The sequence below is a fragment of the Aeromicrobium endophyticum genome (assembly GCF_003586285.1).
GTDB classification, from domain to species: Bacteria; Actinomycetota; Actinomycetes; order Propionibacteriales; family Nocardioidaceae; genus Aeromicrobium; species Aeromicrobium endophyticum.
This window is the reverse complement of the sequence record NZ_QUBR01000003.1, coordinates 62,860-88,940: the sequence shown is the minus strand read 5'-3', so window position 1 is coordinate 88,940 and position 26,081 is coordinate 62,860. Positions and strand designations below refer to the sequence as shown.

General features: G+C 68.1%; 23 protein-coding genes. 10 read left to right on the top strand and 13 right to left on the bottom strand.

Annotation, left to right across the window (positions count from 1 at the left end):
- Positions 1 to 5: 5 nt before the first annotated feature.
- Positions 6 to 881 (top strand): SDR family NAD(P)-dependent oxidoreductase, encoded by an 876-nt coding sequence (locus tag DX116_RS18590; RefSeq protein ID WP_119705795.1) that lies wholly within the window; start codon positions 6 to 8, stop codon positions 879 to 881.
- Between the two features lie 94 nt (positions 882 to 975).
- On the opposite strand, the gene DX116_RS18585 is transcribed toward DX116_RS18590, so the two are convergent.
- Complete coding sequence (locus tag DX116_RS18585) at positions 976 to 1,677, bottom strand: TetR/AcrR family transcriptional regulator (protein ID WP_119705794.1); 702 nt, start codon at positions 1,675 to 1,677, stop codon at positions 976 to 978.
- A 97-nt stretch (positions 1,678 to 1,774) separates the two neighbouring features.
- Between DX116_RS18585 and DX116_RS18580 the strand changes: the two genes are divergently transcribed.
- Genes DX116_RS18580 through DX116_RS18570 form a run of 3 tightly spaced genes read left to right on the top strand, consistent with a single transcriptional unit; the run spans position 1,775 to position 3,651 of the window.
- Positions 1,775 to 2,509, top strand: a complete 735-nt coding sequence (locus tag DX116_RS18580; protein WP_119705793.1) for an SDR family oxidoreductase — start codon at positions 1,775 to 1,777, stop codon at positions 2,507 to 2,509.
- Positions 2,509 to 3,411 (top strand): SDR family NAD(P)-dependent oxidoreductase, encoded by a 903-nt coding sequence (locus tag DX116_RS18575; protein ID WP_119705792.1) that lies wholly within the window; start codon positions 2,509 to 2,511, stop codon positions 3,409 to 3,411. Before DX116_RS18580 ends, DX116_RS18575 begins: the two co-directional genes overlap by 1 nt.
- A gap of 33 nt (positions 3,412 to 3,444) precedes the next feature.
- On the top strand, positions 3,445 to 3,651 hold the full coding sequence (locus DX116_RS18570) for a tautomerase family protein (RefSeq protein WP_119705791.1): 207 nt from the start codon (positions 3,445 to 3,447) through the stop codon (positions 3,649 to 3,651).
- 511 nt (positions 3,652 to 4,162) lie between these two features.
- On the opposite strand, the gene DX116_RS18565 is transcribed toward DX116_RS18570, so the two are convergent.
- From DX116_RS18565 to DX116_RS18535, 7 genes are all read right to left on the bottom strand, one after another.
- Positions 4,163 to 5,998, bottom strand: a complete 1,836-nt coding sequence (locus tag DX116_RS18565; RefSeq protein ID WP_199716169.1) for an acyl-CoA dehydrogenase — start codon at positions 5,996 to 5,998, stop codon at positions 4,163 to 4,165.
- Positions 5,999 to 6,115: 117 nt separating this feature from the next.
- On the bottom strand, positions 6,116 to 6,910 hold the full coding sequence (locus tag DX116_RS18560) for an SDR family oxidoreductase (protein WP_233556946.1): 795 nt from the start codon (positions 6,908 to 6,910) through the stop codon (positions 6,116 to 6,118).
- A complete protein-coding gene (locus DX116_RS18555) occupies positions 6,907 to 7,920 on the bottom strand; it encodes an NADP-dependent oxidoreductase (RefSeq protein ID WP_233556944.1) in 1,014 nt (337 codons plus the stop codon). The genes DX116_RS18560 and DX116_RS18555 overlap by 4 nt, the downstream gene beginning before the upstream one ends.
- Before the next feature lie 13 nt (positions 7,921 to 7,933).
- Positions 7,934 to 8,884, bottom strand: coding sequence for an alpha/beta fold hydrolase (locus tag DX116_RS18550; RefSeq protein WP_119705788.1), 951 nt, complete (start codon positions 8,882 to 8,884; stop codon positions 7,934 to 7,936).
- Positions 8,881 to 10,923: an acetoacetate--CoA ligase gene (locus tag DX116_RS18545; protein WP_119705787.1), complete on the bottom strand. Its 2,043-nt coding sequence runs from the start codon at positions 10,921 to 10,923 to the stop codon at positions 8,881 to 8,883. Before DX116_RS18545 ends, DX116_RS18550 begins: the two co-directional genes overlap by 4 nt.
- Positions 10,920 to 11,864 (bottom strand): VOC family protein, encoded by a 945-nt coding sequence (locus tag DX116_RS18540; protein ID WP_119705786.1) that lies wholly within the window; start codon positions 11,862 to 11,864, stop codon positions 10,920 to 10,922. Before DX116_RS18540 ends, DX116_RS18545 begins: the two co-directional genes overlap by 4 nt.
- Positions 11,865 to 11,898: 34 nt before the next feature.
- Complete coding sequence (locus tag DX116_RS18535) at positions 11,899 to 12,759, bottom strand: fumarylacetoacetate hydrolase family protein (protein ID WP_119705785.1); 861 nt, start codon at positions 12,757 to 12,759, stop codon at positions 11,899 to 11,901.
- 142 nt (positions 12,760 to 12,901) lie between these two features.
- Between DX116_RS18535 and DX116_RS18530 the strand changes: the two genes are divergently transcribed.
- Complete coding sequence (locus DX116_RS18530; protein WP_119705998.1) at positions 12,902 to 13,600, top strand: GntR family transcriptional regulator; 699 nt, start codon at positions 12,902 to 12,904, stop codon at positions 13,598 to 13,600.
- Here DX116_RS18530 and DX116_RS18525 read toward each other — a convergent pair.
- Entirely contained in the window at positions 13,597 to 14,343 is a 747-nt protein-coding gene (locus DX116_RS18525; protein WP_199716168.1) for an IclR family transcriptional regulator, read from the bottom strand. The genes DX116_RS18530 and DX116_RS18525 overlap by 4 nt on opposite strands.
- Before the next feature lie 104 nt (positions 14,344 to 14,447).
- On the opposite strand from DX116_RS18525, the gene DX116_RS18520 reads away from it, so the two are divergent.
- Positions 14,448 to 16,034: an FAD-dependent monooxygenase gene (locus tag DX116_RS18520; RefSeq protein WP_119705783.1), complete on the top strand. Its 1,587-nt coding sequence runs from the start codon at positions 14,448 to 14,450 to the stop codon at positions 16,032 to 16,034.
- Between the two features lie 74 nt (positions 16,035 to 16,108).
- Here the strand turns inward: DX116_RS18520 and DX116_RS18515 are convergent, their stop codons facing one another.
- From DX116_RS18515 to DX116_RS18500, 4 genes are all read right to left on the bottom strand, one after another.
- A complete protein-coding gene (locus DX116_RS18515; protein ID WP_119705782.1) occupies positions 16,109 to 17,167 on the bottom strand; it encodes an ABC transporter permease in 1,059 nt (352 codons plus the stop codon).
- The gene (locus DX116_RS18510; protein WP_119705781.1) at positions 17,164 to 18,699 is read right to left on the bottom strand and encodes a sugar ABC transporter ATP-binding protein; all 1,536 of its coding nucleotides are present in this window, start codon (positions 18,697 to 18,699) and stop codon (positions 17,164 to 17,166) included. The genes DX116_RS18515 and DX116_RS18510 overlap by 4 nt, the downstream gene beginning before the upstream one ends.
- Complete coding sequence (locus tag DX116_RS18505) at positions 18,696 to 19,871, bottom strand: sugar ABC transporter substrate-binding protein (protein WP_147393723.1); 1,176 nt, start codon at positions 19,869 to 19,871, stop codon at positions 18,696 to 18,698. Before DX116_RS18505 ends, DX116_RS18510 begins: the two co-directional genes overlap by 4 nt.
- Positions 19,872 to 20,353: 482 nt before the next feature.
- Positions 20,354 to 21,859, bottom strand: coding sequence for a GntR family transcriptional regulator (locus DX116_RS18500; protein ID WP_158592040.1), 1,506 nt, complete (start codon positions 21,857 to 21,859; stop codon positions 20,354 to 20,356).
- A 205-nt stretch (positions 21,860 to 22,064) separates the two neighbouring features.
- Between DX116_RS18500 and DX116_RS18495 the strand changes: the two genes are divergently transcribed.
- From DX116_RS18495 to DX116_RS18480, 4 genes are all read left to right on the top strand, one after another.
- On the top strand, positions 22,065 to 23,030 hold the full coding sequence (locus DX116_RS18495; RefSeq protein WP_119705778.1) for a N(4)-(beta-N-acetylglucosaminyl)-L-asparaginase: 966 nt from the start codon (positions 22,065 to 22,067) through the stop codon (positions 23,028 to 23,030).
- Positions 23,031 to 23,116: 86 nt separating this feature from the next.
- Positions 23,117 to 24,079 carry an ABC transporter substrate-binding protein gene (locus tag DX116_RS18490; protein ID WP_119705777.1) on the top strand — a complete coding sequence of 321 codons (963 nt, stop codon included), beginning with the start codon at positions 23,117 to 23,119 and terminating at the stop codon, positions 24,077 to 24,079.
- A 1-nt stretch (position 24,080) separates the two neighbouring features.
- Positions 24,081 to 25,037: an amino acid ABC transporter permease gene (locus DX116_RS18485; RefSeq protein WP_199716167.1), complete on the top strand. Its 957-nt coding sequence runs from the start codon at positions 24,081 to 24,083 to the stop codon at positions 25,035 to 25,037.
- Positions 25,034 to 25,804, top strand: coding sequence for an amino acid ABC transporter ATP-binding protein (locus tag DX116_RS18480; protein WP_119705776.1), 771 nt, complete (start codon positions 25,034 to 25,036; stop codon positions 25,802 to 25,804). Before DX116_RS18485 ends, DX116_RS18480 begins: the two co-directional genes overlap by 4 nt.
- Positions 25,805 to 26,081 lie beyond the last annotated feature (277 nt).

Below are 26,081 nucleotides of genomic sequence, written 5' to 3'. Positions count from 1 at the left end.
GCCTCATGACCCACGACCACACCGCATCAGACCTGACCGACCGAACCGTGCTCATCACCGGCGCCACCAGCGGGATCGGACGCGCAACAGCCACGGCGGTCGCCGCACGGGGTGCACGCGTCGTGCTTGCCGTCCGCGACACGGCCAAGGGACGGACGGTGGCGGACATGCTTGCGCCGGCATCGCGGCCGCACGTCGTGCGCGAGCTCGACCTCGCGAACCTCGCGTCGGTCAGGCGGTTCTCGGCAGAGACGTCGGAACCGATCGACGTGCTGGTCAACAATGCCGGCGTCTCGAGCTCCACCCTGCAGCACACGAAGGACGGCTTCGAGCTGCAGATCGGCACCAACCACGTCGGGCACTTCGTGCTGACCACCCTGCTCCTGCCGCAGGTCACGTGCCGTGTGGTGACCCTCGCCTCGCAGGCCGAGCGGATGTCACGGCTCGACCTGGACGACCTGTCGTGGCAACGACGCCCCTACGACGGCGGACGGGCGTATGCCGACTCGAAGCTCGCCAACCTGCTCTTCACCCTCGAGCTCGACCGTCGGCTGCGTGACGCCGCGTCGCCGGTGCGTGCCATGGCCGCTCATCCCGGCCTCGTCGTGACGGCGATGTACGACCGTCCCGCCGGACAGAAGCCCGGCCTCTGGGATCGCCTCATGCCGATCATCGGACAGTCACCCGAGGCCGGCGCCCTGCCCGTGCTGCACGCCGCGACCGCCGAGCTGCCCAGCGGCACCTTCACCGGCCCACGACACCTGTTCCACATGCGCGGCGGAGCACAGGTCATCAACCGGTCGGCGCGCGCCCGTGACCTCGACCTGGCGGCGCGGCTGTGGGCGACGACGGAGAAGCTCGTGGCGACGAACCGACAGTAGGACACCCGCCGAGCGGTGTGCCCCTGTGCGTCGAGGCGGCGTCACCGGCGTCTCACGGCCGACGTCGGGGTCGGCTACGACCCGCCCTCCCCCATCAGGACGAGCGGCTCAGCCGCTTCAGCCACAACCGAAGCAGGGCGCTCTCCTCGGCAGCGAGCCCTGGAGGCGACGACGTCTCGATCCGTGCCGCCAGCTGCCGGGCGACGACGCCTGTCGACACGTCACCCGGACCCCTCGGTGACTCGATGAGGATGCGATCGAAGAGCGCGTCGCGCAGCGCATCGGACACGCGAGGAGAGTCGTAGACGGCAGGCTGGGTGAGTCGATTCATCGCGAGGCCCACGTTCGCCGACAAGATCATGGCCGCGCTCTCGTCCAGGTCGTGCTGCAGGGCGCCCGCTGCCGCGACCCGACGGAGCGCCGCCTTGAGCAGCTCGAGGATCCCGTCGCGAGCACGGAGCGCCACGCCTGGTCGCGGTGAGAACATCAGACGATAGATGGCCGGGTTCTCCGAGGCGAAGACCAGGTGATCGGTCCACCCCTTGCGAAGGTCGGCGACGGGATCTGCGGTGACCTCCAGCTCGACCTTGCGCGCCGCATACCGCTCCAATCCGACCTCGGCGAGAGCATCGAGGAGCCCCTGCTTGTCGCCGAAGACCCGGTAGAGGACGGGCTGACCGACGCCCACCCTGTCACACACGGCTCGGGTCGACACGTCGGAATCCTCGGATGCCACCAGCAGCTGCTCGGCCGCCTGGAGCAGTGCTGCTCGGATCTCCGTCGGTGAGTGCGCCATCCCCCCACCATAGCGCTTGACATCGACGATACGAACAGTGCTACGCTCTTTTCATATCACCACTACGCAGATGACGTAGTGCCGAACTGGAGGACTCATGAGCAACTCAAGGACCGCCATCGTCACCGGAGGCTCGCGAGGCATCGGTCGCGCGGTCGCCGAGCGTCTCGCCCGAGAAGGACTCGGCGTCGTGATCGGGTACGCGGGAGACACCGGAGCGGCCGACGACACGGTCGCAGCCATCGCGGGGGCCGGCGGCCAGGCGATCGCGGTGAAGGCCGACGTCGCCGACGAGACTGCTGTGGCAGCGATGTTCGACCGCGCGGAGTCAGAGCTGGGTGGCGTGGACGTCGTCGTCCACTCGGCCGGCCGGCTCGCGCTCTCGACCATCGCCGACATGGACCTCGATGTCCTCGACACGCTGCACCGCACGAACATCCGCGGCTCCTTCGTCGTCGCTCAGCAGGCGGCACGGCGGATCCGCGACGGCGGCGCGATCGTCATGACGTCCACGTCGGTCGTGAAAACCCAGTTCCCCACGTACGGCGCCTACGCGGCCAGCAAGAGCGCCGTCGAGGGCATGACCATGATCCTCGCCCGAGAGCTCCGCGGCCGCGACATCACCGTCAACACCGTGGCCCCCGGCCCGACCGCGACGGAACTGTTCCTCGACGGCAAGACCCAGGAGCAGATCGACGCCCTGGCCAAGGTGCCCCCGTTGGAGCGCCTCGGCACCCCCGAGGACATCGCACGAGTCGTGTCGTTCCTGGTCGGCCCTGACGGGCACTGGGTCAACGGTCAGATCCTGCGTTCCAACGGCGGGATGATCTGATGCCGTCCGGACAGGTGGTCGTCGTCACCGGCGCGTCCAGCGGATTCGGACGCCTGACGGCCGAGTCGCTCGCACGCGCCGGGCACACCGTGATCGCCGGGATGCGGCAGACCCAGGGGCGGAACGCTCCATCCGTGCAAGCCTTCGAGCGGCTCGCGCAGGACGAGCAGGTCGCGATCGCATCGGTCGAGATGGACGTCCAGTCGCAGGAGTCCGTCGAGAACGCCGTGGGCGACGTCATGGCACGGCACGGGCGCATCGACGTGATCGTCCAGAACGCCGGTCACATGACTCTCGGCGTCGCCGAGGCGTTCAGCCCGGCGGAACTCGCTGCCGTCTACGACATCAACGTCCTGGGCGCGCAACGCGTCATGCGGGCCGCGCTCCCCCACCTTCGCGAGAAGCGCCGAGGCTACGTGGTGTGGGTCGGCAGCTCCTCGACGCGTGGAGGTCATCCACCCTTCCTCGCGCCGTACTTCGCCGCCAAGGCAGCGATGGACGCCTTGGCCGAGAGCTACGCGGCCGAGCTGAGCCGGTTCGGGATCGACACCACGATCGTCGTGCCCGGCGCATTCACCAGCGGCACCAACCACTTCGCGCACGCGAGCACGCCGAGCGACACCGAGCGTGAGGTCGCCTACGAACACGAGTACGGCCAGCTCCGGCGCTCGCTCACCGAGCGTCTCGCTGCGATCGTCCCCGCCGACGCCGACGTCCAGGACGTCGCGGACGACATCGTCCGTCTCGTCGGCCTGCCGGCCGGCACCCGGCCCTTCCGCACCCACATCGACCCGTCCAAGGACGGCAGCGAGGTCGTCTCCGCCGTCGCCGACCGGATCCGCGCCGAGTTCTACACCCGCGTCGGCATCGAGGACCTCCTGTCCTCCAACGCCGCACTCTGACCCACCGCATCACCCACCAGAAAAGGAAAAACCATGCCCTTCGCCAACCTCAAGGTCCCCACCGGCACGCTGCACCCCGAGACCACGAAGAAGCTGGCCGACGCCGTCACCGAAGCCATCGTCGACGCGTACGGCGAACGTGCCCGGGCCACGACCCTCGTGCTCATCGAGGAGGTGCCCGACGGCGGCTGGAACCTCGGCGGCACCGTGCTCAACGAAGCCATGCTCGGCCGCGTCTGAGCACCTAAGTGTCGCGCTTCACCCGCCGGGACTGATCAGCGCCGCTGGTGCACCCGAAGGTCTGGACCTGACTCGCATCGGGACTCGGACCCGATCATCGGCGCGGATCTCGCTGGCTCAGTCCGGCGAGAGGAGATCGCTCGCATGGCGCAAGGCCGGAGAAGGTAAACAACGGACATGGACGTCATTGAACCAGGTCCTTTGGGAATGCTTGCGCACATGACGAAGGCCCTCACAGCTGAAAACTGTGAGGGCCTTCGTGGTGGTAGCGGGGACAGACCAGAACGTCTGAACCTGCCACCCCATCTACTTCAGGTAGGTCGACTGACGCTGGGGACATCACCGCGGCACGTCGAGCCGCGGCTCTTGTTTTCGCGGGCTCATGTGGCGCTTCACGTGCCGAGGCGCCCGAAGATGTTCTCGCTTCGACGCCTGCACTACCGCGACCTGCGCACTGGCCCACGTCGAGGCGCCCCAGCCGTCCTCGGCGATCAAGACCGCAGCCTGGCTCTCACAGCTCCGACAGCGGGAGGTCGCGGCAGAGCGGCTCGCGGCGGCCGGCCACGTCGAGCCACGCACCGATCTTCGGCAGCTCGTACGCGTAGAAGTACCGCATCGCGGCCAGCTTTCCCGGGGCCTCGCTGTGCCTGCTGCGAGACGCCGCTACCGCCACGTCCAGCAGGATCCAGGCCACGACGACGTGGCCGAACCCCTGCAGGTACGGCGTCGCATTCGCCAAGGCGTCGCGCGGATCACCGGTGGACCAAGCAGCGTCCGTCGTCTCGCGGACGTGTGACCAGGCGGCAAGCAGATCGTCCGCCTCCGCGACGAGTCCGGCGGTCCGCGCTGCGACCCCCGTGGCGTTGACGACGGTGTGCAGATCGGCGAGCAGAGCACCGTCGTCGAGCAGCACCTTGCGGCCCAGGAGGTCCAGTCCGTGGATGGCGTGCGTTCCTTCGTGGATCATGTTGAGACGCTGGTCCCGCCAATACTGCTCGACGGGGAAGTCCCGGGTGTACCCCGCTCCGCCGAGCACCTGGATCGCCAGGCTGTTCGCCTCCAGGCACCACTCCGCGGGCCAGCTCTTGACGACCGGCGTCAGGATCTCGAGCAGTCGGGTGGCCCGTGCCGCGTCCGCCGGCTCACCCGTCTGCTGCTCGTCCAGGAGTCGCGCCGCGTAGAGGCACAGGGACAAGGCTCCCTCTGCAAACGCCTTCTGAGCCAGGAGCATCCGCTTCACGTCCGCGTGCTCGACGATCGCCACCTGCGGCGAATCCGCGACCTTGCCGACTGCCTGCGGGTGACGTCCCTGGTGCCGCTGCTTCGCATAGTCGAGCGACACGGCGAACCCGGCGAAGCCCACCGCTGCACCCAGCAGCCCGATCTCGGTCCGGGCTGCGTTCATCATGTGGAACATCTGCGCCAGTCCTCGCCCGGGCTCCCCCACGAGGTAGCCGATCGCACCGCGCCTGCCGCCGGGCTCATGGCCGCCGTCGCCGAATGCAAGCGCCGTGTTGGCCGTGCCGCGCATGCCGAGCTTGTGGTTGAGGCCCACCAGCGTCACGTCGTTCCGCTCGACGATGCGCGCGTCCTCGTCGACGACGAACTTCGGCACGATGAAGAGCGAGAGTCCGCGGGTGCTCGGATCGACGGTCCCGTCGGGTCCGGGGATCTTCGCGAGAACCAGATGGATGATGTTCTCCCCGAGATCGTTCTCGCCGTTGCTGATCCACATCTTCTGGCCGACCACCCGGTAGCGGTGGCCGAGGGGGTCGTCCTGGAAGTCCTCCCCGTCCGGAGTCGCGCGGGTGGCGACGTCCGACAGCGACGATCCGGCCTGCGACTCCGACATCGCCATGGTCCCGGTCCACCGGCCGATCAGCTCGGTCTCGGCGAACACCCGCTTCTGCACTTCGGTCCCGTGTTTCAGGATGAGCGATGCGTTGGCGTCGGTGAGCAGCGCCGGGGACACGCTCGCCGCCGATGCATGGAAGATGGCCCTGGTCGCCAGGTCCGCGACCCGTGGCACCTGCATCCCACCGTGCTCCTCGTCGTGGGCCGCGGCCAGGAAGCCGAAGTCACGATAGGCGTTCCACGCGGCACGGGTCTGCTCGGGCAGCACCGCCACATCGCCCGCCACGTACGGCTCGACGAGATCGCTGGGACGATGGGCCGGCTCGAAGTACGTGCCCGCGATGTCGGACGCGGCGGTCACGAGGTCGTCGATCGAACCCCGAGAGTGCTGGGCGAACCGCGGTCGCGTGAGCAGCTCGTCGACGTCCAGCCACTCGTGGATCAAGAAGTCGATGAGCGGCACCAGCTTCGCCTGCAGCACGGTCCGGCTCACGAGAGACACTTCACGACGAGACCGCCGACGACGGAGGTCGCCGACATGCTGACTGCTTCGGGCACAAGAGCTCCTGCGGTGTCGAGTGGGGTGGTAAGGGTTCGTGATCGTGCGCGATCAACGCGCGAGAGTGGCTCCGCCGTCCACGACCAGCGTCTCCCCGACGACGTAGTCACCGGCCCGGGAGGCGAGGTAGATCGCGGCGGCGGCGATGTCCGCAGGGGAGCCGATGCGTCGTGCGGGGATGAGCGCCGCGTGCGCTTCGCCGTCGTCGCGCGCCCACTTGTTCATGCGGGACGCGAACGCGCCGGGCGCTATGGCGTTCACGACGATGCCGTCGTCGATCAGCCGGATCGCCAGACGGCGGGTCAGATGCACCAACCCGGCCTTGCTCGCGTGGTACGAGTACGTCTCGTGCGCGCCCAGGGAGAGCCCGTCGATCGACGCGATGTTGACGACCTTCGACGGTGGCTCGTCCTGCGGGCGGCGAAGAGCCGCGTGCAGCCTCTGGGTCAGGAAGAAGGGCGTCTTGAGATTCAGGTCGACGACCTTGTCCCAGCCCGCCTCTGAGAAGGTCTCGAACGCCTCGCCCCAGACCGCGCCCGCGTTGTTGACCAGGACGTCGATCCTCGGCTCGAGCTCGAGCAGCCGTCCGGCGAAGTCGTCCGTTCCTGCAACCGTGGACAGATCGGCTGGCAGAGCTCGGCAGTCGCCCCAGGTGCGCAGATCGGCGGCCGCCGTCTCGCACTCCTCGACCGATCGCGCCGTGATGACGACTCGGGCGCCGGCGATCACGAATCCTTCGGCGATCATCCGACCGATCCCCCGCGAACCGCCCGTGACCACGGCGACGGCCCCTTCGAGATCGAACAGGCCGGCCAGGGCCACCCCGCCCAGCGGTAGGGCGGTCACGCCGCGTCCGCGGCGAGACGCACGAGCGTCTTGCCGGTGTTGGCACCGCTCAGCATGCCGATGAAGGCGTCCACCGCGCTGTCGATTCCCTCGTACACGGTCTGCGGGGTCCGAAGCGATCCGTCTGCGATCCATCCTGTCGCCAGGTCGACCCATTCGTCGCGCATGTCGTCATGATCCGAGACGATGAACCCCTGAAGGCGCAGGCGCTTCGAGATCGCCAGGGACAGGTGGTCGGGCGCCATGGGCCGTGACTCGCAGTTGTACTGCGAGACCGCCCCGCACAGCGCGACCGCGCCATGCATGTTGAGGTGCATGAGCGCGGCGCGGAGGTGATCACCCCCGACGTTGTCGAAGTACACGTCGATGCCCTCGGGCACAGTGTCCCGCACGCCCTGCTCGATGGGTGCGGCCCGGTAGTCGATGGCTCGGTCGTAGCCGAGCTCCTCGGTCAGACGAGCGGCTTTGACAGGACCGCCCGTCGATCGGACGACCGCGACGGCCCCGAGGTGACGTGCCACCCGAGCAGCCACCTGTCCGACCGCACCGGCCGCGGCGGACACCAGCACGACGTCGCCCGGCTCGACCGCTGCGATCCGCGCCAGACCCACGTAGGCCGTCAGGCCAGGCATGCCGAGCACGCCCAGGTGGTGCGACGTCGAGAGGTCGCCCGACTCGATGCGCTGGAAGGCCTCGGCCGGCCCGACCGCCAGCTCGCGCCACCCGAGTCGATGGACGACGTGGTCGCCGACCGACAGGCCAATGGAGCGTGACTGCACGACGGTGCCGACGGCTCCGCCCGCCATGACCTCGCCGACGCCGAACGGAGCCACGTACGACAAGACGTCCCGCATCCGGCCACGCATCGCCGGATCGACGGACATCCAGTCATTTCTCACGAGGACCTCCCCCTCCGCCGGTGGGGACAGCTCTACCTCGCGCACCACGAAGTCGTCGGAGGACGGCAGACCGACCGGCCGGGCGGCGAGGTGGATCTCGCGACTGAGCACGACCACAGCCGTCCTACGCGCCGGGGGTGTCGGCGGGAAGCCTCGCCACCCACGAGGTCAGGACCTCCGCGAACCGCTCGGGCTCGAACTGGTGCATCATGTGCAGCGCGTCCGGGAACGACGCGTACTCGACGGGCACTCCGGCCGACTCGATGATGGCCTGGGCCCGCTCTGCCTGGAAGTCGGACAGCGCCCCCAGGAGGTCGCCCGAGTGCGGATCGACGGCCCGCGCGTGATGCGTGATGAGGATGGGTGTCTTGACCTGGGAGAGCATGAGGTCGTGCGGGCAGTGCAGCGCCACGGTGCCCTCGAAGAACGCGCGCGCCCACTCGGGGTCGTACTCCTTGAGGTTCTGTGGCGGCTCGTCGGACGACGGAAACAGGCTCATGATCTTCGAGGGTGATGCCTTGGCGGCAGCGGCGAACCCGTCCCAGTCGGCCACCGACCACTGGTCGCCCAAGAAGTTCCGGTACAGCTCGAAGGCCGGACCCGCCGCCTGACGCACCGAGTGACCGTGCGCCGGCACGAGCTCGGAGGCGAAGAACGGAGTGTCCTCGCACAGTGCCGCGCGGATCTGGCCGGGCATCGCGTAGGCCGAGAGCCAGGCGGCCAGCACGCCGCCGGACGAGTTGCCCGACACGATCACCGGCCGCTTGACGACGAGCGAGATGAAGCGGACCAGATCGTTCCCGAAGTTGTCGAGGCTGTACCGCTTCGGCGTCCACGTGCTACGACCTTGACCTCGGATGTCGACCGCGAACACGTGGAAGCTCTCGGCCAACAATCCGATCACGGGCTCGTAGCTCCACCACGATCCTGTCTGCTCCGGGAGCAGCAGCAGTGCGGGATGGTCCGCCGAGCCGGCTTCGACGTAGTTCATGACCACCTCGCCGAGGTCGACCTGCTGCTCCTCGAACGCGTGCGGAACGAAGATGTCGCGGGTCTCGGGGGACTGATCTGTCATGTCTGGCTCCTTGATGCTGGTGAACGTGTCTGCGAGTCGTCACCGGACCACTGCTGGGCCAGGTCGACGTAGTAGGCGATCAGCTCCGGCCGATCGACGGCCCCGGTGCTCAGCACGGCGCGCGCGTCGGCGCCCTGCAGGATCCGCTTGAGCGGGACCTCGAGCTTCTTGCCCGTCTTCGTGTGCGGGATCGCCTCGACGACGTGGAACTCGTCCGGGACGTGCCGCGGCGAGCACTCGGTGCGCAGCTTCTGCTTGACGGCAGCGATCGTGTCGTCCTCGATCGAGGCACCCGGCTGCGGCACGAGGAACATCGGCATCCGGTAGGTGCCATCCGGCCGCTCCACCCCCAGCACGAGCGCCTCCTGCACCCCGAGCGATCCCTCGACGACGTGGTAGAGGTCCGCCGAGCCGAGCCGCACGCCGTTCCGGTTCAGGGTCGAGTCGGAGCGTCCGTGCACGACGAAGGTGCCACGCGAGGTGTGTGTGATCCAGTCGCCGTGCCGCCAGATGCCTGGGTACATGTCGAAGTACGCGTCGCGGTAGCGCTCTCCGTCGGGGTCGTTCCAGAACCGGACCGGCATCGAGGGCATGGGCACCGTGACCACGAGCTCGCCGACGACGTCGAGGACCGCGGTCCCGTGCTCGTCGAACGCCTCGGCGGCGACCCCGAGGACAGGGCCGGGTATCTCGCCGGGCCCGGCATGCAGGCCCGGTGCGCCCCCGACGAACGAGCTGACGACGTCTGTCCCCCCGCTGGTCGACACGAGAGGCACATCCGGCGAGACGGCGTCGCGTACCCACTCGTGCAACGCCTCCGACACCGGGGCGCCTGTTGCCATGATCTGGTCGAGACTGCCCAGGTCGTGGTCCTCACCCGGACGCAGTCCGGCCGAGGACGCGAGCTGGAGCAGCCCGGGGCTCGTGCCGATCTGGGTGACCTGCTCCTGCTCGACGATCGACCACAGCCGGTCGACCGTCGGATGGACCGGACTCCCCTCGTAGGCGATGGTCGTCACCCCCGCGAGGAGGGCCCCCACGACGACGTTCCACAACATCCAGTTCGTGGTCGTGTACCAGAAGAGGGTGTCCCCCTCGCGCAGGTCCTGGTGCAGACCCACCGTCAGCAGGTGGGTCACCACGACGCCGGCGTGCCCGTGGACGATTCCCTTGGGGACGCCGGTCGTGCCGGACGAGAACAGGACCCACAGGGGATGGTCGGGGGGAACCTGTGCGGTCGCCAGCGGGAGCTCGATCCGAGCGCCCGCGCCCTCCACTGCCGTGGCCCACGGCAGCCAGTTCTGGTCCGAGGCGAACGTCTCGTCCGACACGTCGATGCCGCCGCGGGGCACGGTGATCACCAGCCTCGGCGCGAGAGCGTCAGCCAGCTGCGCCAACACGTCGCGGCGATCGCGAAGGACTCCCCCGAACACGTACGCCGTCGCCCCGACGAGCACCGTCGGCTCGAGCTGAGCCAATCGGTCCGCGGCGGCCGACGTCCCGTAGTCCGGCGCACAACAGGCCCACACGGCGCCGACTGCCGCTGTGCCGAGGAACGCCACGATCGCCTCGTCCGCGTTCGGGAGGTAGCCCACGACGCGGTCACCGGGCACGACACCCTGGGCGCGCAGCGTCGCTGCGAATCCCGCGACACGCCGGTGCAGCTCGTCCCAACCGAGCTCGCGACGCGTGCCGTCCTCCAAGATGGCCACGACCGCCGGCGTGGTCAGCCGACCCGCGTGCCGCAGCACCTGGTCGACGTAGTTCAGCCGGGCACCGTCGAACCACCGCGCGCCAGGCATGCGCCGAGAGTCCAGCACCGCATCGAAGGGGCACGACGCGACGACGCCGAAGAACTCCCACACCTCGGCCCAGAAGGCCTCCGGCTCGGTCACGGACCAGTGATGCAGCAGGCCGTAGTCGGACACGTCGAGCTGGTGCCGCTCGGCGACGCCTGCGGCAAATCGCGCCATCGCCGTCCCACCGGGGATCGGAGCGTCCGGCCGGGAGACCCGGCCACCGTTCGTCGCGATGCTCATGCGGAGTGGGACCCCGTCATCAGCGCGGCGAGATCCTCCGGGGCCAGGAAGGACGGCGGAGGCGGCGGGCCCCAGTCGTACAGCGACCGAGCGCCCTCCCAGACGCCGGGCGTCCACAGGGCGTCGTCGACGATGCAGTCGATGTCCGAGTAGTACTCGGAGAAGTTGCCGGCCGGATCCTTGAGGTACCAGAAGAAGTTGGAACCGATCGCGTGGCGACCCAGGCCCCACACGTGCCGGTTCACGTCGATCTCGAGCATGGCGGCCGCCCCACGTCCGATCTCGTCGACGTCGTCGACCTGCCAGGAGGTGTGATGCAGGAGGTCGACCGGCGCGCTCTGGACGAGGATGTTGTGGTGATCGGTGGAGCACCGCATGAAGGCGGCAAGACCGTCGACGGTGTCGCTGACCTTGAAGCCGAGACCGTCGGTGAAGAATCGCTGGGATGCTTCCTGGTTGGTGGACCCGAGCACGACGTGCCCCAGCTTGCGGGGACGGACTCTCCCCTCTCGCAGCACGCTGGACGCTCGCTGGTTCTCGCGGGTGATGACGCCGGGGGTGTTGTAGTCCGGCGCCGGGGTCGGGTCCGACTCCACGTGAGGCGCGATCTCGACGCGGACCCGCACCTGGGTCCCGGGGTCCTTGGCCTCGACGCTGGACGCGGTGCGGACCACGTCGAGCTCGAGCCGGTTCAGGGAACGGGCGACGCGGTCCAGGTCGTCAGGATCGTCGACCCCCACCCCGAGCTCGACCAGCCGGCGGCGCGACGAGTGCGTGATGGCGAGCTGCTCGCCGCCGTCGACGGTGCTGAACCTCGCGACGTCGGTCGCACCCGGGACGACCGGGGCCACGGGCGTCAGGCCGAAGTCCTCGTAGTACGCAGCGGTCGCGGCGACATCGGGAACTCCCATCGTGATGCTCGTCAGGCGGTGCAGGGGCATGAGACGTCCTTTCGTCCGGATGTTTCTCGGTGGCTCAGTGCGACGCTGCGACGCAGACCTGACGTATCTCGCCGAGTCCTTCGATGGTCGTCTCCACGACGTCTCCGTCGTGGAGGAACCGCGGAGGGGTGCGCGCGCCGCCGACCCCTGACGGCGTGCCAGTGAAGATGACGTCTCCCGGCATCAGCGGCAGGACCGACGACAGACGCTCGACGAGGGTCGGCACCGAGAAGATCAGACGTCCGGTCGAGCTCTTCTGGACGATCTCGCCATTGACCCGGCACTCGACCCGGAGGTCGTCGGGATCGGAGACCTCATCGACGGTGGTCAGCCAGGGGCCCTGCGGCGCGAATCCCGGATACGACTTGCCCAGCGAGAATTGCGGCGCAGGACCGGACAGCTGCAGGGCACGTTCGGAGAAGTCCTGACCGATCGTGAGCCCGGCCACGTGCGACCACGCCTCGGCGGCGGAGACCTGATCAGCACGCCGACCGATCACGACGACCAGCTCGGCCTCCCAGTCCACGGTCGCCGCGGGCAGCACCACCCGACCAACCGGCCCGGCGAAGCTACCGACCCACTTGGTGAAGACAGGCGGCGAGTCCGGGTAGTCAAGGCCCGCCTCGTCGGCGTGGTCGCGGTAGTTCAAGCCGATGGCGAAGATCTGCTGTGGACGCGGCGACGGAGATCCCAGGTCCTCGAGGTTCACCGGATCGCCGACGGCAGCGAAGTCGATGGAGGCGCCCGACGCCCAGGCCGTGAACTCGTCCCAGTCGTCGAAGACCTGGTGCGCGAGCGGACCGAAGCGTCCGTCGGACGCGTCCGAGATGTCGACCGTCGAGGATCCGTCAGGAGAGACCAGGACGGACCTGCCTGACCGTGTTGCGATGCGCACTCGTGAGCCCTTTCGTCGAACCAGCTGATGTGGCGTCCTTCACATAATCAGCCCATCTTCGAGATGTCAAGATAATTTCGAAACTTAATGGTGTTTCGCGTCGGACCGCGACCGACTTTCGAAACTTGAGTAGGGTGTGGCCATGGCGCCCCGAACCCGGACATCCACACCGACCCGATCGGACGTCGTCCTGAGCCAGATCCGGTCCGACGTGCTGAACGGCCGGCTGGCCCCGGGATCCAAGCTCGGCTTCGTCGATCTGGGCGGACGGTACGCCGTGAGCACAGGCGTGCTGCGAGAAGTACTTCCCCGACTCGTCGAGCAGGGGCTCGCCACGTCGGAGGCACAGCTGGGCTTTCGGGTCATCGACGTGTCGGTCGATCGCTTGTCTCACCTGACCGATGCCCGCGTGGCCATCGAGACCCTCGTGACGCGGCGGGCAGTCGAGCAGGGTGACGTCAGCTGGGAGGCCGAGGTGGTGGCCAGGCACCACGCCCTGACCCGCGTGACCGACTCCGGCTCCGGCGACATCCAGGAGGAGTGGCTGGCCGCGCACGAGCTGTTCCACATCGCGGTCCTGCGGGGGTGCAGCAACGACTACCTGGTCGACACCGCCTCCCGGCTCCGCTCGATCTCGGAGGTCTATCGGTGCTGGTCCCGACCCGAGCACGACCGGACGCATCGGGACATTGCACAGGAGCACCACGACATCATGGACGCCGCGATCGGACGTGACGCCGATCGAGCCGTCGAGCTGACCGAGACGCACATCCGGCGGACGACGGAGCTGTTGGTGGCAGCCCGGTCCGACGAGGAGCTTGCGGCGGGACGACCCGGCTAGGTCACTCCCCGCGCCCTGCCCGCCGCTCGGGCGATCGCCAGGCTGGCGGTGCGAAGTGCCAGCCGGTGCCCGATCAGACCGGTGTTCCGCCCGGGTGAGACGAGCGAGATCGCACCCATCGCGCCGCCCCGGCCGTCCAGGATCGGAGCGGCGATCGTCGTGATGTCGCCCGGGCCGCCACTCACCGGATTCGGCCCCGTCAGCGTCAGGACACCTTCACCACGCGCGGAGGCCAGCAGCTGCCGGATCCGCCGGCGCGACAGCGAGTCGCGCTCCCCGGACCCGTCACCGCCCAGGACCGAGGCTCGGACGTCGTCGGGCGCGTAGGCGAGCAGTGCGAGCCCGACTCCGGTCGCGCCCAGGGGAAGCCGCCCCCCGATCCGGTACTTGACCGGCGTCGCGTCACGCGACGACAGCCGCTCCACGAGAACTGCCTCGTCATGGTCGCGGACCGCGAGAAGCACGTGCTGCCGGGTGACGTGCTCCAGGTCCTGCATGTACGGCAGCGCCGCCGCGCGCAGACCGTGCCCGCGCGGCGCCAGCGCAGCGATCTCCAGCAGGCGCAGGCCGACGACAAACTTGCCGTCGTCCCCGCGCTCGAGTGCACCGACCTCGACGAGCTGGGCGGCGATGCGCAGCGCGGTGCTCTTGGGGAGGTTGGCGCGGACGGACAACGTGGCGAGGCTCAGCCGATCGTTGGCGTGGGAGAAGGCTCCCAGCACGCGGAAGGCACGCCCGATCAAGGGCTCTCCCTCGGCCGGCCGACCCGAGGTGCGACCAGAAAGAACCGTGCCACTCATCGGAATCCGCCCTGTGTGTCGACTGTCACACAACGAACCATACAGTCATGACTTCTACCCCCCAGACGGCTGCCAGTCCTCCCGTCCTCATCATCGGCGCGGGCCCCGCGGGACTCGCCTGCGCCGCAGAACTCGCGTTCCACCACGTCCGCTCCGTCATCGTCGACCCTCGCGTCGAGGTGCTCCACGACCGACCTCGGGCGAAGACGACCAGCCCCCGCACCATGGAGCACTTCCGGCGCTGGGGCATCGCTGACGCGGTGCGCCGACGCGCCCCTCTGTCGCCGGAGTGGAACCGCCGCGTGGTCTTCTGCGAGACCCTCGACGGTCCCGTCATCACCGAGTTCCACGACGTGTTCGGCCTGCACGGCGGGCCGAGCGACGTCTTCGCCGAGTGCGGGCAGCAGGTGCCCCAGCCCGTCGTCGAGGAGGTCCTGCGCGAGCATCTCGTGTCCACCGGCATGGTGGACTTCCGTCTGGGCGAACGAGCCGTCCAGGTCTCCGAGGGTCCCGACTCGGTGACGGTGACCGTCGAGCGACCCGACGGCGTCACGTACGACCTCACCGGCGACTACGCGCTCGGCTGCGACGGCGGTTGGAGCATCGTCCGCGACTGCGTCGGCGCCACGCTCGAGGGAACGTCCGCCCCGAGGGCCAACCTGAACGTCGTGTTCAGGTCGACCGCCCTTCGTCCAGCCATGGGTGACGCCGTCCAGTACTGGGTGCTGGGTCCCGACATCCCAGGCGCCCTCGGTCCGCTCGACCACGACGGTCACTGGTGGGCTGGTTTGGCCGGTGCGGGCGACTGGTGCGACGCCGAACAGGTGCCCGGTCTGATCGCGGCTCTGGCAGGTGTCGCGCCGGGCGACATCGACATCGAGGTGCTGTCGACCGACCCGTGGACGCCCCGCATGCTGCTGGCCGACCGGTTCGCGTCCGACCGGGTGTTCCTCGTCGGTGAGAGCGCGCACCTGAATCCGCCGTTCGGCGGGCACGGGTTCAACACGTGCGTCGGCGACGCCGTCAACATCGGCTGGAAGATCGCCGCGGTGCTGTCCGGCTGGGGCGGGTCCGAACTGCTCGGGAGCTACGAGGCGGAACGCCGCCATGTCGCGGCGGAGACCATCGCCTCGGCGCTTGCCAACCTGCGCGCGTCCAGCCCCGGCATCTCCCACTCCGCCGAGCAGCTCCAGGCGACGAAGAACGAGGAGTTCCACTCGTTGGGCTTGGTGCTGGGCTACTCGTACGCCGGGTCACCGGTCATCGCGTCAGCGCACGAGCCGGCACCGTCGAGCGTCGAGAAGTACGAACCGTCGACCGCGCCTGGTGCCCGGCTCCCCCACGTGTGGACCCGTCCGGGACGCGCGCTGTACGACGAGCTCGGGCCCGGTCTGACGCTGTTGGTGCCGGCGACCGCCGATCCCCAGGAGGTGGGGCAGCTCGTGGCGCGGGCCGCCGCCCGGGCGGTGCCGTTGACTGTCGTCGCACTGCCGGACGGCGATGCCTGGGCGCCGGACGAGTTCCTGCTGGTGCGGCCCGACCAGCACGTCGCGTGGCGGGGCACGCGACTCCATGAAGCAGACCTCGACCAGGTCACCGGACGCCCGATGACGGCGCGCCACGTTCTCGTCTGAGCCGGCCGCGCGACCAGACGACGGCACGACCTTCCCTCACCAGGGAAGGTCGTGCCGTGCTGCGTCCCGTGGCGTCAGGCAACGGCCACCCGGCGCCGGATCACGGCCGCCACGCTGACCGCCAGCACGAGCCCGCCGCCGTAGAAGACGTCCTGGACCCAACCGGAGTAGCCGAGCAGCTGCAGGCCGATGATCCCGGTGGCAAGGAAGTAGATGCCGACAAACGTCCCGATCGGGTTGAACTGTCCCGGAAGCACGACGGCGGTGCCCAGGAAGACCGCGGCGAGCGACGGCAGCAGGTAGACCGCTGAGCCGGCAGGATCGAAGCCGCCCACGCTGGCTACCAGGACCACGCCCGCCAGCCCCGCGAGCGTGCTCCCGGCGACGTAGCTCCCGGCCCTGATCGCCGAGACCCTGACGCCGGCAAGACGGGCGACATCGCGGTTGGCGCCGACGAACACGATGTGACGCCCGAGTGGTGTGTGGGTGATGACGTAGGCGAACAGGACGCAGGCGAGGGCGCCGTAGTAGAACGACAGCGGAAGTCCCAGAACGCGGTGCAGCACCAGATCGCTGAACCCGGGCTCGGAGACCGAGGCGATCGTGGACGACGCGATCATCTGGGCGATCCCGACGAACAGGCTGGCTGAGCCCAGTGTCACCACCAACGACGGCACCTCGAGGACGACCACGAAGAACGCGTTGAGAAGCCCGCACAGCATGGCGGTGACCATCGCCACCAGGCAGCTCGCGCCGATGGGCACCCCGTGCAAGGTCGTCAGCACCGGCACGATGGTTGCCGACAACCCCATGATGCTGGCGAACGAGAGGTCGAACTCTCCCGCCACGAACGTGCTGAGGGCCGCCAGGGCCAGCAGCACCAGCGCGGATTGGGAGCCGAAGATGGCTTGCAGGGTGGACGTGCTCATGAACGTGTCGGGCATGAGCACGCAGTAGACCGTGGCGAGCAGCGCCCAGACGAGGATGAGGGCGTACCTCGAGAGGAACGTGGCCACGCGGTTCGAGCGCGGCTGGCGACGGCCGCCAGCCATCTCGCCCTGTTGCATGCCGACCGTGTCGGTCGATGAGAGGCCGTCGTCGCGGACGGCTTCGGGATCGTGCTGCACAGTCATGGAAGGGTCCTAGTCGTCGGCGCGAACACCTGATCGATGAGTTGGGTCGGATTCGCTGCGTCGGCGGGTGTCAGTCCATCGACGCCATGGATGAGGACGCGGTCGCAGATCGCGGTGAGGTCGTCCGCCTCGCTGCTGACCACGAGGATGCTCGTGCCCTCCTGCGCGGCCGCAGCGATGTTGGTCAAGATCTCTCGGCGCGCACCGACGTCGACCGCCTGCGTGGGCTCGTGGAGGATGAGGAACCTGGGCCTCATCTCGAGCCACTTGGCGAGGAGGACCTTCTGCTGGTTGCCGCCGCTGAGCTCGCGGACGAGGGCGTGCGGTCTCGACGGCCGGACGTCGTGCTTGCGGATGACCCGACCGGCCTCGCGCGACTGCCATGGCCGGTTGAGGAACAGTCGGTGGCGCCCCGCGAGCTGCGGGAGGGTGACGTTGTCCCTGATGGACATCTCCATGGCCAGCCCGTCGCGATCGCGTCGTTCCGGTACGAGCATCACCCCGGCTCGCAGGATCGACGTGATCGCGGCGCGCGGCAGGTCGATTGTGCGATCGTCCACCACCATCTGGCCGGCCGCCGGGCGGACGTCACCGGCCAACAGGCCTGCCATCTCGTCGTGCCCGCTGCCCGGGGCACCGGTAATGCCGAGAATCTCTCCTCTGCCGATCTCGAACGAAACGTCGCGGACAGGCCCGCCCGTGAGGCCACGGACGAGGACGCGGGGTGCGCGATCAGGATGATCCTGTGACGCCGACCTCGGCCGGTGGAAGGCCGTCAGGGAGTCCCCGAGCATCGCCTGCGCGATGGTCGCCTCGGAGACGTCGGCCGCCGACCTGGACAGGTCGCCCGTCACGTGACCGTCGCGCAGGACGGTGACGGAGTCGGCGATCGTCGTCAGCTCGCGCAGGCTGTGGCTGATGATGATCGCCGAGGATCCGCCGTCGACGATCCGCCGCAGCATCGCGTGGATTCGCTCGAGGTCAGCACCCCGGAGCGACCTGGTCGACTCGTCGAGGATCGTCAGCCCGCGACCCGGCGCATGGTCGCGCATCGCCCTGGCGATCGCCACCTCCGCCCGCTCGGCCGCAGTCAGCTCGGCGACCATTGCGCGGGGACTGACGTGCACCCCGATGCGGTCGAGCGTCGACTCGGCGAGTCGGTCGCGAGCACGACGGTCGATCCTGCCCCAGCGCGAGACGGGGTAGCCGCCGACGCAGATGTTCTCGGCGACCGTGAGATTGTCGAGCAGCCCGAGATCCTGGTGGACGACGCCGATGCCAGCCCGCTGCGCTGCGCCCCAACGGACCGGGAGGTGGAGCGGCGATCCGTCCACCGCGATGCGCGATCCTGGGTCCGGTGCGTGGATGCCGGTGAGGATCTTGATCAAGGTCGACTTGCCCGATCCGTTCTGCCCGGCCAGACCGCGGATCTCTCCGGGGCCGACGACGAGGTCGACCCCGGAGAGGACCCGGTTCGGGCCGAAGGTCTTGGAGACGCCGGCCAGCTCGAGCCGTGGATGAGAAGAGGTCACTTCACGCCCCACGCACCGAGGAAGGTGTTCTCGAACGAGTTGTCACCGAACCAGTCGTTGGAGGCGAATCCGGCTGGCGTCAGGTCCAGACCGCCGATGTTGTCCTTGGTGAAGACGCGCACTGCCGCGCCCTCGCTCACCGGGACCCCGCCCGTCATCATCCGCACGATGCCGTCAGCAAACCTCCACCCGCCGTAGAAGCCGCCGAAGCCGGTGTTGGCGAACTGCTTGTCTCCGGCGGCGATGCGCTGGAGTGACGTGACGTCTGCGCCGGTCGCGGCGAACTTGACCTTGTCCGCGAAGCCGGCCGACTGTGCGCCGTTGGCCGCGAGCGGCGTCACGGTGTCGAGCTCCGCGACGATGTAGTCGGTCTTGGGCGCCTTGATCAGCGCCGCGCTGACCTGGGACGCGACCTTGTCGATGCTCGCCGTGTTGTAGTCGAGCCGCGTCACCGAGCACGTCGGGCACCTCTTCGCGAAGAAGTCGACCGTGTGGTCGGCCGTGCCCTTCAGTGCCGGCGAGTCGGTGACCCCGAGGTACAGGACATTGGCCTTCCCGTCGCTGTCGGCGATGACTGCATCCGCGGTCAGCTCCTGGGCCAGGTTCTGCGCCTCGGTGGTGTCGTCGAACGCGAGCTGGGGGGTGTTGGTCTTGCCCTCTGGAGCCGCGGCGCCCGCCACGAGGACCGGAACGCCCTTCGCGACCAGTCCGTCGATCGCGGCGGGCACCAGCTGGTAGTCGAAGTACCCGGTGACGACCGCTTCCGCCCCACTGTTCCCGGCCTGCTCCAGACACGCGGCGATCGCAGTGGGCACGAACTTGCCGTCGCAGACATGAACGTCGACGTCGAGGTTCCTCAGAGCGTTGGCCATGCCCTCGCCGAACAGGCGGAGGCTGGGAGTGGCGGCGCCGATCGGGACGTACCAGACCGTCTTGCCCGCCAGGGATGCGACATCTCCGCTGACCGGCTCGACCTCCGGGTACGACGTCAGCGCAGCCGAGTACTTCTGGACCATCGCCCGGGCGGCGTCGACGTCGGACGATGACGTCTGTCCCGAGGCGCCGGACGACGACTCGCCCGCCCCGCACGCCGCGAGGGCCAGGACCGCGGCCCCGCACACAGCCATGGCCGCACGGCCTCGCGTGCGCCTCGCCACTGACAACTTGAGCATCTGCTCTCCTGATCGTCATGGGCTCGTCCGCCGCCCCACGCCGGCGAGCGAGCCGCTCGCAGGCGCCGGATGTGACGCCCGTCTCAGCGAGAATATTCGACATTCAAGCAATGTCAATATATTTAGGCGCAATTTCGATATTATGTGCATGTGACGATCGGCGGCGAACGAGGAGTCGTCGCTGGCCCGCGTCTGAGACGCGAGCCGTCGCGCAGCTCCGTCCTCTGGCGATCGTCGCCGGCGCAGGCCTACAGAAGGCAGCATCACGACATGGCTGGGCCCAGTCCGCGACGGTCGGGCGGTCCCTCTCATCCCAGGGCGCGGTTGGACCTCAGGTTTCACACGTGTGCTGGCCGTCGACGACGGAGGTGACACGCTCGGGAAGCGCAAGACGTCTGCCGACGTCGGCGCAAGGACCCTCCCGTGTCACGCTGCTCGGGCCGTGTCGCGACCGAGGTCGTCGCACGCCCCTCGCACGACCGCTAGTCGCCGCCGCGCAGCGGGCCGGGAGATGTCGAGGACGAGCCCGCGCCGCGGACCAGACGCCACTGGAAGTCGAGCGTGTCTGCGTCGACGCCACGTTCGTCGGCCCGGACGACATCCCCCACGTGGTGGCTCACCGTGTTCGACACGATGACTCGAGACTCTGCATTCACGAGCAGGCACTCGCCGTCGACGGCAAGAAGCCAGGGAGCGAGGCGCTTCTCGAGAGCCGACACCCGCAGGTCTGCCGCCGCGATGCCCAGGAAGCGACCATCAGAGCGGATCGGCACGCTGATCGTGATCAGGTAGTCGTCGACACCACCAACATCGATGTACGGACCCATCGCCCACGGGCGACCTTCGGAGCGCGGCGTGACGAAGTAATCGAGTGCCGTGTAGTTGTAGAAGTCGTCTCTTGTCTGGTCCAGCACGTGATGATCGTCCAGAGCAAAGACCCCATCGCCGTCGCGCTGCCACCACGCCATGTAGTAGGGGCGGTCGGGAACGACACCCACCTCGGTCAGGATGCCTACGCCATCGAGTGCCGCGTCCAGCCGGTCGACCAACCGAGCGACGGTCCGCGCCGTACGAGACCGGACTCCAACCTCGCGCTCACCGGCGAGAAGGGCGGGAGCTACATCGCTCGCAAGCTCTGCGAGCGCGTCCGTGAAGGCCGACGTGAAGCTCTGCAGCTCCTCGACGAGCGAGGACTCGGAGGCCGCTCGACCATCACGAGCCTGACCCGCCAGCAAGGACATCCGAGTCCGCGCGAGCCTGGAGATCATGGCGTCCATGAGGTCGTGAGCAGTCGTCCGCGCATCGTCCACCCGTTCGCCGGCGACGGCCTCGATCACTGCGTCCATCGCCCGCGCCGCCTCCTCCCGAGCACCTTTCTCGTCCAGGGTGATCCCCAACAGCCAGTCGAACTCCTCGTGGATCCGCATCTCTGCCCTGCTCAACCTCGCAGACTGCGACGCGACGGCGAGCTCCATGTGGAAGTGACCGAGCGCCCGGCGCGCCTCGGTCGCGCTCGTCACGTGACGCAGCTCCTGCGCACAAGACGCCAGGCGCGGGATCGTCGAGGTCGACGCACGCTTGGCCGCCAGAGACGCCGCCTGGGTCGCGAGCATCGTGCGCCAGTCTCCGAGGTCACGCAGTTCCGTTGCGGAGAGTCGCATCAACGCGTCACCCGCCATGGAGTCGGTCTCGGTCGGACGCTGCACGAAGCTACCTCCATGCTTTCCCGCCCGGGTCAGGATCAATCCCTCAGCCCGCAGATGACTCAGCGCCTCACGCAACGAGAAGGCCGTCACTCCGAGCTGGCGGGCCAGGTCCGCTTCCCGCGGCAGCCTGTCCCCGTGCCCGAGATAGCCGAGACCGATGGCGGTGCGCAACCGACGAGCGACTGCCGCCGAAGAATCTTCCACGTCGACACGCCCCAGGAACACCCTCTGCGCACGAAGCGCCGGCTCTGCTGCGATCTCGTGTGGTTGATCGGTAGACACGGCGCCTTCTCCTTGACTCGCGGTGCCCAAATCTTCGCACACGCATCGAGAGCTCGACGCGCCGTCACTGGCACGACTTCCCGGGGCCGTGACGGCTCAGGTCTCCATTTCCAAGATTCGCTTGTGTTTTGAATATTCGTATTCGTATAGTTACGTCCGCGCACGTGGTGCGCCTCACTCTCCCTCGACTGAAGAAGGACTGACCATGGCGTCGCCCATCATGATCGGCAGTGAACGCAGCGACGTCGGGCTGCCAACAGGCATCGAGATCCTCCGAGCCGGCGGGACCGCGCTGGACGCCGTCGAGGCAGCGCTTCGGCTGTGCGAGGACAACCTGGCCGACCACTACATCGGAACCGGCGGCCTCCCGAACGCGCTGGGCGAGGTGGAGCTCGATGCCTCCATCATGCTGGGATCCAGCCGGGCGTTCGGGGCCGTGGCTGCTCTGAAGAACTATCCGAACCCGATCTCTGTCGCCCGAGCCGTGATGGAAAGGCTCCCTCAGCACGCTCTTCTGGCTGGGGAGGGCGCTGCGCGGTTCGCTGCTGACTGCGGCTTCCAGACGGCCGACCTGCTCACTGAGGAGAGCCGTCGCATCTGGCACGAGAGCCTTCAGTTCGGTGACGGTTCTCTCGAAGGAGAGAACACGGCAGCGACTGAAGGCGACCAGGCCTACCGCGCCGCCGTTCTTGAGCTCGTCGAGCGCCTCGCCCCTCACGAAGGCCCGTGGGGCACGATCAACGTCATCGCCCTGGACGACCACGGCGAGATGTGCGTCGGTGTCTCGACCAGCGGCTACCCCTGGAAGTATCCCGGTCGCGTCGGCGATTCCGCCCTGCCCGGCGCTGGGAACTACTGCGACATCCGGATCGCCGGAGCTGCCTGCACCGGGAGAGGCGAGCTGAGCATGAGGGCCGTCGGAGCTCGCACGGTGGTCGACCTCATCCGCGACGGGCTCGAACCTTCCTCGGCGTGCGTCGAGATGCTGAAGGACGCCGCCAGCCTCCCAGACACGTTCCGTGCCGAGCTCCGCGTCCTGGCACTCACGCCCGACGGACGACACGGCGCCGCAGCGAGCCAGGCCGGTTCGGAGTACGTCGTCATGACCACTGCCGACGCAGAACCCCGCATCCTTCCGCGAACCATCGCCCAGGACCCGGCAGACCACTGACCGAGAAGCGATCCGGCCCTCACCCATCGATCTGTCTTTCAACACGGCAGCACTCGTGCGACAGCACGAAACCATAGGAGAAGAAGATGAACCGCACCTCTCGACTGTCTCGTCGAGCCGCCGCGATCTCGGTCGCAGCCCTGCTGACGTTCACCGCCGCCGCTTGCGATGGTGGTGAAGACAGCGGATCCGCCGCGCCGAAGGACAAGGAGTCCGCCGCTGCTGGGATCCCGGACGCATCGGACATCGTCGTCGCAGTCGCGCCAGACTCGGCACTGACCGAGACCCTTCCTGGTGACGTCAAATCCAAGGGATCGCTGACGATCGGGTCGTACGTCGGCTCCCCGCCCAACAACTTCTACGGCCCCGACAACAAGACCCCCGTCGGCTTCGAGGTCGACCTCATCACCGCCATCGGCAATCGACTGGGCCTCAAGGTCGAGTACAAGGACATGGCCTTCGACTCCGTGATCACGAGCCTGCAGACCGGCCGCGTCGACACGACCATCTCGGAGATGAACGACACCAAGGAGCGCCAGGCCAAGATCGACTTCATCGACTACTTCCAGTCCGGCATCAGCATCATGATCCAGAAGGGAAACCCCAAGGGCATCACGACGACCGACGATCTGTGCGGCAAGAAGGTCGTCGTCGTGACCGGCACCACGCAGGAAGAGTTTGCCAAGCAGCAGTCGACTGCGTGCACCGATGACGGCAACGATCCGCTCGAGATCACTGCGACGGACAGCCTGCCCCAGAACCAGACCCAGCTGCAGATTGGGCGCGTCGACGCCCTCCTGGCAGATCTGGCCGCAGCTGCCTACACGGCGCAGACCGCCGGTGGCGGCAAGCTGTTCGAGGTCGTCGACCAGGAGCCCATCAGCGGAGCGCCGTACGGCATCGGCGTCGCCAAGAAGAACACCGAGCTTCGGGACGCCCTACAGGCTTCGCTCCAGAGCCTCATCGACGACGGAACGTACACGAAGATCATGGACACGTGGGACGTCACGAGCGGCGCGGTCGAGCAGGCCACGATCAATGGCGGTTGACATGGGAGCGACCGAGGCCGACACCATGACGGCGGATCGTCAACCCACGACCCTGATGCCGAAGGTCGCCATCAAGCGTTGGGGCCGAGCGCTCTCAGGTGTCCTCGTCGTCGCGGGCGTCGTCCTGCTCGGCTACTCCATCTCCCGAGGCCAAGTCGACTGGGCGATCATTCCGACGCAGATGACGTCCGACACCATGCTCGAGGGAGTGTGGAACGTCGTGAAGCTCGCCTTCGTCGCGCAGGTCATCGCCGTCGTCATCGGCGTGGGTGTCGCGTTGATGCGACTGTCACCGAACCCAGTGCTGCGCTGGGTCGCATTCGCCTACACCTGGTTGTTCCGCGGGCTACCGGTACTCGTGCAGATCCTTCTCTGGTACAACATCGCCCTGATCTATCCGCGCATCACGATCGGCATCCCGTTCACCACGGTCGACATCGTCGATCAGTCCTCGAATGTCCTGGTGACGGCGTTCGTCGCCGCTCTCCTGGGACTGGCACTGAACGAGAGCGCCTACATGGCTGAGATCGTGCGCGCCGGCCTCAACAGCGTGGACCCGGGACAGAAAGAAGCCGCTCAGTCGTTGGGGATGACGCCGGGGCAGATCCTGCGACGGGTCGTCCTCCCCCAGGCGATGCGCGTCATCGTGCCGCCTACGGGCAACAATGCCATCAACATGATCAAGGCCACGTCGCTGGCTTCAGTCATCGGATTCGTCGAGGTCACCAAGGCCGCACAGAACTTGTCCTCGCGCGACCTTGCCATCATCGAGGCACTGTTCGCCGCATCGGTGTGGTACATGGTCATCGTCAGCATCGCCAACGTCGGGCAGTACTTCCTCGAACGCCGGTACAACGCATCCACCCGAGACGGGGGCGGCTCACGGGCGCTGCTCACCCGGGTCGGCAAGTCCCTCTACACCCCGCCCGTCCGTAGGGCTGAGGAGATCACGTCGTGAATGACGACATCATCGTCCGCGCCATCGGCGTCCGGAAGAGGTACGGAACCAACGAGGTGCTCAGCGGCATCGACCTGACGGTCGAGCGCGGCAAGGTGGTGGTCCTGCTCGGCGCTTCCGGCGCCGGCAAGAGCACCTTCCTCCGGTGCATCAACCGGCTCGAGACGATGGACGAGGGCGAGATCTGGGTCGACGGCGAGCCCATCGGGTATCGCGAGGTCGACGGCACGCTCCACGAGCTCCGCGAACATGCTCTCGCCGCCCAGCGCGCAGACATCGGCATGGTGTTCCAGCGCTTCAACCTGTTCCCGCATCGAACCGTGCTGGAGAACGTCGCGGAAGGTCCGGTGCAGGTGAAGGGCGTGCCTCGCAAGGAGGCCCGCCAGACGGCACGTGAACTTCTTGAACGAGTCGGACTGAGCGAGAAAGTCGACCAGTACCCCGCGCGCCTGTCCGGCGGCCAACAGCAGCGTGTCGCCATCGCACGAGCGTTGGCGATGAAGCCACGCGTCATGCTCTTCGACGAACCGACGAGCGCACTTGACCCCGAGCTCGTCGGCGACGTCCTGCAGGTGATGACCGAGCTGGCACGAGACGGCATGACGATGGTCGTGGTCACGCACGAGATGTCCTTCGCGAAGGAGGTGGCCGACGAGGTCGTGTTCATGGACGGAGGGCGCATCATCGAATCCGGCTCACCGGGGCAGGTCATCGGCAACCCACAGCATCCCCGCACCCGTCAGTTCCTTGCGCGCGTCTCCGCCTGACCGCGGGACGCTGCTGGTCCCCCGCCGATCTGCCACGCGTCAGCACCCTGACGAGCGACTCACCAGCCGCGGCCGCCTCACCTCGTGGCCGTGATGGTCGGCGCCGCGCCAGGCGCCGACCGCTGAACAGACCTCCGACGCCGCTCGCCGACACGTTGGTCGACTCGCACCATCGGAAGGTCCGGCGGGAGACAGCACGGACGTCCACTGCACGTGCCCGGCGAACCCCCTCCCCCGCAAGGATCCTCATCATTGACTTCAAATATTCGAGTGCGTA